The following is a 6,705-nucleotide window of genomic DNA, read 5'->3' as shown; positions in this document are numbered from 1 at the left end:
GGTCAGCGCAGCGGGGAGTTGACGTCGCTGATCCTCGCCCGCACGGACTCGCGCAGCGCGGGCAGCACCGGGGTGGCGGTCGTCGTGGCGACGGCCGCCGCGCTCGGCACCGGGCCGGGCATCGGGTGCACCCCGGTCTCGTTCGGCAGCGGGACGCCGGGGCAGGTGAGGGTGCCGGGACGCGAGTTCCGCAGCAGGAACACGTTCACCACGCCGTCGACGCACGGGTTGCCCTCGAAGCCGTACTGGCCGTGGAACGGGCTGTCCGCCACCGACACCAGGGACACGCCCGGCGCGGCCCTGACCGCGGACCTCGCCTGCTCGTACCCGGTCTGCGGGTCGAGCTCGCCCTGCACGACCAGCACCCGCCCGGCGACCTCCGCCGGCAGGACCGGCAGTTCCTGGCGCGGGGCGTCGGACCAGAACGCGCAGGGCTCGCTCAGGCCGTACTGCCAGCCGTAGAGCGGGAACTGCGGGCCCTGCCGGTCGGACAGCCGCTGGTACCAGGCGGCCGACCGGGTCGGCTGGTCACCGCAGGCCACGGCGTAACGGGTCGCCAGGACGTGCCGGTAGTCCGCCGGGTCGTCCGCCAGCGCCTTCGCCACCGCCGCCGGGGTCAGCGACTCCAGCGCCGTGCCGAACACCGCGCGGGACCGGGCGTCGAGCTGCGGTGCGAGGGCGGACCCGGTCACCGCCGTCGCGGTCCCGCCGTTCGCGCCCTGCACGCCGAGCAGGAACACCAGCGCTCCGAGCACCCAGCGCAGCGGCGAGCCCATGCCGGCGAAGATCGCGTCGAACTGGTCGGGGCTCGTCCCCGCCGAGGCGAAGAACTGGCGGGCGCGCTCCCAGTTCTTCTTGGCCTCCGCGGTCGTGGCGCCGACGTCGGCCGGGAACTGCCGGGTCATCCACGGCAGGAACGCGTCCTCGAAGTGCCGCTGGTTGATCTGCGGCCACGCCTCGAAGGCGGCCTGGAGCCGGCCCTGGAAGTCCGTGCTGGAGTCCAGCACCACCTTGCCCGCGCTACGCGGGAACAGCGAGGCGTACTTGGCGCCGAGCCACGTGCCGTAGGAGTAGCCGAGGTAGTCCAGAGTGGACTCACCGAGCAGCATCCGGACGAGTTCCACGTCGTGCGCGGTCTGCCACGTCGTGATGAACGGGACGACCGCCTCGCTCTGGCACGCCTCGGCGGTCGCCCGCGGCAGCTTCAGGTGCTCGGCGATGCTCGCCGCCGACCGGTCGCGGGCGTCTAGGTCGGTGCGCGGCGAAAGCCGTCCGACGGGCACCTCGCACGTCTCGGGCAGCAGTTCCGGTGCGGTGGCGCCCTCCTGGCCGGTGCCGCGCGGGTCCATGCCGATCAGCGCGTAGCGCTCGTGCAGCTGGGGTTGCAGGGCGGCGAGCGCACCGGGCAGCGACGTGCCCTGCCCGCCGGGACCACCGGGGTTGAGCAGCATCGACCCGAGGTGCTCACCGGACGCGGCGACCCGGCTGATCGAGACGACGAGATCCCGACCCGCGTCCGGCCGGGCCCAGTCCCTGGGCACGGTCACGAGCGCGCACTCGGCGGGTAACGCGTCCGGTTGTTGTTCGAAGGCACAGGTTCCCCAGCTCAGCTCCTGCTGGGCGTAGCGCTCGAACGGGTCGGGCGCGGCGGCGGCGGGCACGGCGGTGCCGGCCAGAACGAGCGCGGTGACGAGGGCGGGCACCACGGCGGCGGACGATCTGCGCACGGCAGTCCTTTCACGACAGGGATTCCGGGCGCCGCTCATCCGATCAGCCGCCGCGCCGCGGTGTCCACGGCAGCTCGTACTTTCGGCCAGGTCCGGATGTCGTTGGCGTGCAGCGGTTCCCGTCGTGGTGCAGGATCGCCCGCCGGCGCGCCTAGCCGCGGCTGACCGCGGGTTCCGCCGGTGCTCGCATGGCCACCGCCTGCGCGAGCAGCGTGAGCGCCGCCTGGTCGGCCGACCCCGGTTCCGCCGTCACGACCGTGAGCGTCTGGTCGGGGGCGTGCGGGAGGCGCAGCGTCTGCTGCCTCACCTCGACCTCGCCCGCGACGGGGTGGTGCATCGGGTGCGCGGTGCTGGCGCAGACCCGCACCCGGTGGTCCGCCCACATCGTCGCGAACTCGGGGCTCTTCGTGACGAGCTCCCCGACGAGCGCGCTCAGCTCCCGGTCGCCGGGGTGCCGGCCCGCGGTCAGCCGGAGGTTGCCGACGACCGCGCGGGCCTTGAGCGGCCAGTTCCGGTACAGGGCCCTGGTGTGCGCGTCGAGGAAGACGAGCCTGGGCATGTTGGGGCGGCCCGCGGGGCGCCGCGGGCTCGTGAAGTCGAGGTGCCCGGCGAAGAAGGCGTGGCCCAGCGGGTTCCACGCCAGCACGTCGCCGCGCCGGCCGAGCAGGATCGCCGGCACGTGGCCGAGCGAGGCCATCAGCTCCGCGGTGTCGGGCGAGACGCGTTCGGGCGGCGGCTTCGGCGTGCCGCGGTGGCGCCGGGGCTGGGCCAGCTCGCGCAGGTGGGCGTGCTCGTCGGCGTTGAGCTGCAACGCGCGGGCGAGCGCGGCCACGACCTCTGGCGAGGCGTGCAGCGCCTGCCCCTGCTCCAGGCGGACGTAGTAGGAGGCGCTCACCCCGGCGAGGCCCGCGACCTCCTCGCGCCGCAGACCGGGGACCCGCCGCCGTTCGCCGTGGGCCTGCAGGCCTACCTGTTCGGGCCGCAACCGCGCCCGGCAGGCCTGGAGGTACTCGGCGAGCTGTCCCCGTGCGCTCATACCGCCAGTATCCGCGTGTGCGCGGCACCGAGCCTGACCACGCGAGTGGTAGGCACGAGCGGATCTGGTCCTGGTCGGCGCGCCGCCCGCAGCATCGACGGCATGGACACGATCGAACTGGGCGGGGTCTCCGTCACCAGGGTGTGGGAGTACTACGGCTCGGTGGAGATGACACCCGAGGTCTTCTTCCCCGAGTCGTCGGACCGGGTCTGGGACGAGGAGTGGGTGGCGCCCGAGCACCTAGACCGCGCCTCGGGGCACGTTCGCGCCGCCATCCAGACGTGGGTGCTGCGCAGCGAGGGCAGGACCGTCCTCGTCGACACCGGCGTCGGCAACCACAAGGAGCGCCCGTACTCCCCGGTCTGGAGTCACCTCGGCACGGACTTCCTCGGCAACCTGGCCCGCGCCGGCGTCCGCCCCGAGGACGTGGACCTCGTCGTCAACACCCACCTGCACGTCGACCACGTCGGCTGGAACACCCGCCTCGACGGCCGGTGCTGGGTGCCGACCTTCCCCAACGCCACCTACCTGATGCCCAAGGACGACTTCGACTTCTGGAACCCCGCGAACGGCAGGTCGCCGGGCCTGGGCCGCGGCAACCAGAACGTGTTCGAGGACAGCGTCGCCCCGGTGCACGAGGCGGGCCTGACGCTGCTCTGGGAGCACGGCCACCAGATCGACGCCGGCCTGCGCCTCGAACCGGCGCCCGGCCACACGCCGGGGTCGAGCGTGCTCACCCTCGCCTCCGGCACCGACCGCGCGGTGTTCGTGGGCGACCTGGTGCACTCCCCCGTGCAGGTCCTCGAACCGGACGCGAACAGCTGCTTCTGCGAGGACCCCGCGCAGTCGCGCGCCACCCGCCGCCGGGTTCTCGGCGAGGCGGCCGACACCGGCGCTCTCGTGTTCCCGGCGCACTTCGCGGGCGGCGGCGCCGTGGAGGTCGCGCGCGACGGCAGCACGTTCGCCATCAAGGACTGGGCGGCGTTCGCGCCGCACGGGCAGAGGTGAGGCCGGTGGAGGTCAGCACCACGCTGGGCGCGGTGCGCGGGCTGGACGAGGACGGGATCGCCGTCTTCCGCGACATCCCGTACGCCGCGCCCCCTGCCGGTGCCGGCCGGTTCGCGCCGCCCGCGGAGCACGAGCCGTGGTCCGGTGTGCGCGACGCGACCGCGTTCGGGCCGACCGCCCCGCAGGCGCCCCGCGTGCTGGGTGAGATGGACATGCGCGCCTACTTCGGCGAGGGCTGGCACCGCGGCGAGGACTACCTGACCGTCAACGTCTGGACGCCCGGTCCTGCCGCGACCGGGTCGCCGGTCATGGTGTTCGTGCACGGCGGCGGTTTCGTCGCGGGGTCCGGCCGCACCGAGCTGTACGACGGGTCGGCGTTCGCCCGCGACGGCGTCGTGCTGGTCACGGTGAACTACCGCCTGGGCATCGCGGGGTTCCTCGACCTGCCCGGCGCCCCGGCCAACCGCGGCCTGCTCGACGTCGTGGCGGCGCTGCGCTGGGTGCGGGACAACATCGCCCGGTTCGGCGGCGATCCCGGTGCCGTCACGGTGTTCGGCCAGTCCGCCGGGGCCACCGTGGTCGGCGGGCTGCTCGCCACGCCGCAGGCCACCGGGCTGTTCCGGCGGGCGGTCGTGCAGAGCGGGAACGGCCGGGGCGCGTTCTCCCCGGAGCAGGGGGCGCGCGTCACGCGGGCGGCCGCGGACCTGCTCGGCGTCGAGGCGACGGCCGCGGGCTTCGCGGAGGTCTCCGACGACCGGCTCGTGGAGACGGCGTCCCGGCTCGCGGGCATCGACCTGCGCACCGCGACGCACACCGACCCGCTGGCGGGGCTGAGCCCGTTCAGCCTGGTCCTGGCGGCGCAACCGGCGGACGCGCTCGTCGCCGGTGTGGACCTGCTCGTCGGCACGAACGCCGAGGAGGGCAACCTCTACCTCGTGCCTTTCGGCCGGTACGGGAACTCGACGGAGGCCGACGTCGACGCGCTGGCCGCGCGGGTGCACCCCGATCCCGTGCGGCTGGTCGAGGCCTACCGGAGGAACCGGCCGGCCGCCGGCGACGGGGAGATCAGGTCGGCGGTCCTGGGCGACGCCCTGTTCGGCGCGGGCACGTGGGCCCTGGCCGAGCGGCACACCGGACGGACGTTCGCCTACGAGTTCGCGTGGCGCTCCCCCGCGCTCGGCGGCGAGCTCGGTGCCACGCACTCAGTCGAGCTGCCGTTCGTGTTCGGGCGGACCGGCCTCGCCGGTGTCCGCGGGCCGAACCGGCTGCTCGGCACCGGGGAGCCGCCGCCGGGGCTCGGCGCGCTGGTCCGCGGCAGCTGGGTGCGCTTCGCCCGCACCGGGGACCCCGGCTGGCCGGCCTACCGGACGGGGAGCCGCACCACCATGTGGTTCGGCGCGGACAGCGGCCCGGTCGACGACCCGCGCGGGGCGGAACGGCGGGCGTGGGGCTCAGCGTGACGCGAGGGCCCCGGTGACCTGGCCGCAGAGGACGCGCAGCTGCCACTCCTCCGCGGCGGTCAGCCCCACCAGGCGGAGCATCTGCTCCGGCACCTCGTTCGCCTCGGCCTGCACGCGCCTGCCCTCGCCGGTGACGGTCAGGACCAGGCGGCGCTCGTCGTCCTCCGCCCGCCTCCTCGCGAGCAGGCCCTTGGCCTCCAGTCGCTTCACGACCGGGGTGAGGGTCGGCGGGTCGAGCAGGGTGCGTTCGGCGAGGGTGCGCAGGTCGACGCCGTCCTCCTCCCACAACGTCATCATCACGACGTACTGGGTGTAGGTGAGGTCGAGCGGCTGCAGGAGCGGGCGGTAGGCACGGGTGATGGCGTTCACCGCGCTGTAGAGCGCGAAGCACGGCTGTTCCGGCATGCGGTGCACCTTCATGCCACCAGTCTCACCCATGCCCCGCCCTGTTCCTCAGCGCCAGTAGTTGTTCGCCGCGGCGATCGTCGCGTACTCGGTCGCCACCACCTGGGCGATGGCGATCAGGCTGTGGTGGTCCTCCGCGTAGGCCAGCCTCAGCCGCTGGCGGACCTCCGCGTCCGGCTGGGTCGTCTTCACGGTCAGCCGGGCGAGCTTGATCGCGAGCGCGCGCCCCTCGTCGGGCGTGGCGGTGATCAGGGTGTTGCCGGGAACGAGTTCCATCGAGCTCTCCTCACTTAGTTCGCGCGTGAATTATTTGCACGCGAACTTACCGTGTCAAGGGTGGCGGGGATCAGCCGCCGTCGGCGCGGCGGGGCAGCGCCTCGATGACGGCGGAGAAGTCCCGGTCCCCCAGGCCGGCTTTGCCCAGCTCCGCGTAGAGGTCGTGCACGGCGGAGGCGAGGGGCAGGTCGAGGCCCGCGCTCGCGGCGGCGCCCAGCGCCAGGTCGAGGTCCTTGCGCATGAGGTCCGCCTTGAAGCCGGGCCGGAAGTCGTGGTCCGCGGGACTGCTCTCCAGCACGCCGGGCACCGGCGGGCGGGTGCGCAGCGACCAGCTGTCGCCCGAGCTCGCCGTGCTGACGTCGTAGAGCAGCCGCGGGTCGACGCCGAGCGCCTGGGCGAGCCGGAAGCTCTCGGCCACCGACGCCATCGACGTCGCCGCCATGACCTGGTTGGCCAGCTTGACGGCGGAGCCCATGCCCGGCCGCCCGCAGTGGATGATCTTCGTGCCGAGCACGGACAGCAGCTCCCTGCTCCGGTCGAGCACCTCGGCGGCGCCGCCGACCATGATGGTCAGGGTACCGTCGGCCGCCCCGGCGCTCGAGCCGCTGACCGGGGCGTCGAGGGCGTGCACTCCCCTGGTCCGCGCGAACGCCGCGACGTTGCGGCTCGTCATCGGGTTGATCGTGCTCATGTCGACGAGCACGCTGCCGGGCGCCGCCGCTGCCAGCGCGCCGTCCTGACCGGTGGTGGCGTCGAGGACGTGCTGGCTGTTGGGCAGCATGGTGACGATGCC

7 protein-coding genes are annotated in these 6,705 nt (G+C 74.0%); 2 read left to right on the top strand and 5 right to left on the bottom strand.

Translation table 11 applies throughout. From position 1 onward, the window contains the following. Positions 1–2: 2 nt before the first annotated feature. Both ACFWGZ_RS38235 and ACFWGZ_RS38230 read right to left on the bottom strand, forming a co-directional pair. Positions 3–1,727 (bottom strand): alpha/beta fold hydrolase, encoded by a 1,725-nt coding sequence (locus ACFWGZ_RS38235; protein WP_382456482.1) that lies wholly within the window; start codon positions 1,725–1,727, stop codon positions 3–5. 151 nt (positions 1,728–1,878) lie between these two features. After that, positions 1,879–2,763, bottom strand: a complete 885-nt coding sequence (locus ACFWGZ_RS38230; protein ID WP_382456481.1) for a helix-turn-helix domain-containing protein — start codon at positions 2,761–2,763, stop codon at positions 1,879–1,881. Positions 2,764–2,865: 102 nt separating this feature from the next. On the opposite strand from ACFWGZ_RS38230, the gene ACFWGZ_RS38225 reads away from it, so the two are divergent. Together ACFWGZ_RS38225 and ACFWGZ_RS38220 are read left to right on the top strand one after the other, a co-directional pair. Further along, positions 2,866–3,771, top strand: a complete 906-nt coding sequence (locus ACFWGZ_RS38225; RefSeq protein ID WP_382456480.1) for an MBL fold metallo-hydrolase — start codon at positions 2,866–2,868, stop codon at positions 3,769–3,771. Positions 3,772–3,776: 5 nt separating this feature from the next. Further along, the gene (locus tag ACFWGZ_RS38220) at positions 3,777–5,231 is read left to right on the top strand and encodes a carboxylesterase/lipase family protein (RefSeq protein ID WP_382456479.1); all 1,455 of its coding nucleotides are present in this window, start codon (positions 3,777–3,779) and stop codon (positions 5,229–5,231) included. Here ACFWGZ_RS38220 and ACFWGZ_RS38215 read toward each other — a convergent pair. The 3 genes from ACFWGZ_RS38215 to ACFWGZ_RS38205 form a co-directional block, all read right to left on the bottom strand. After that, positions 5,223–5,669, bottom strand: coding sequence for a MarR family winged helix-turn-helix transcriptional regulator (locus ACFWGZ_RS38215; RefSeq protein ID WP_382456478.1), 447 nt, complete (start codon positions 5,667–5,669; stop codon positions 5,223–5,225). The genes ACFWGZ_RS38220 and ACFWGZ_RS38215 overlap by 9 nt on opposite strands. Before the next feature lie 15 nt (positions 5,670–5,684). Next, positions 5,685–5,912, bottom strand: a complete 228-nt coding sequence (locus tag ACFWGZ_RS38210; RefSeq protein ID WP_382456477.1) for a hexameric tyrosine-coordinated heme protein — start codon at positions 5,910–5,912, stop codon at positions 5,685–5,687. A gap of 70 nt (positions 5,913–5,982) precedes the next feature. Next, on the bottom strand, positions 5,983–6,705 hold a 723-nt coding region (locus ACFWGZ_RS38205), incomplete at its 5' end, for an NAD(P)-dependent oxidoreductase (protein ID WP_382456476.1).

This window comes from Lentzea sp. NPDC060358 (assembly GCF_042725365.1).
Lineage (GTDB): Bacteria > Actinomycetota > Actinomycetes > Mycobacteriales > Pseudonocardiaceae > Lentzea.
The sequence above is the reverse complement of the archived record's forward strand: the minus strand, read 5'-3'. Positions and strand labels throughout refer to the sequence as shown.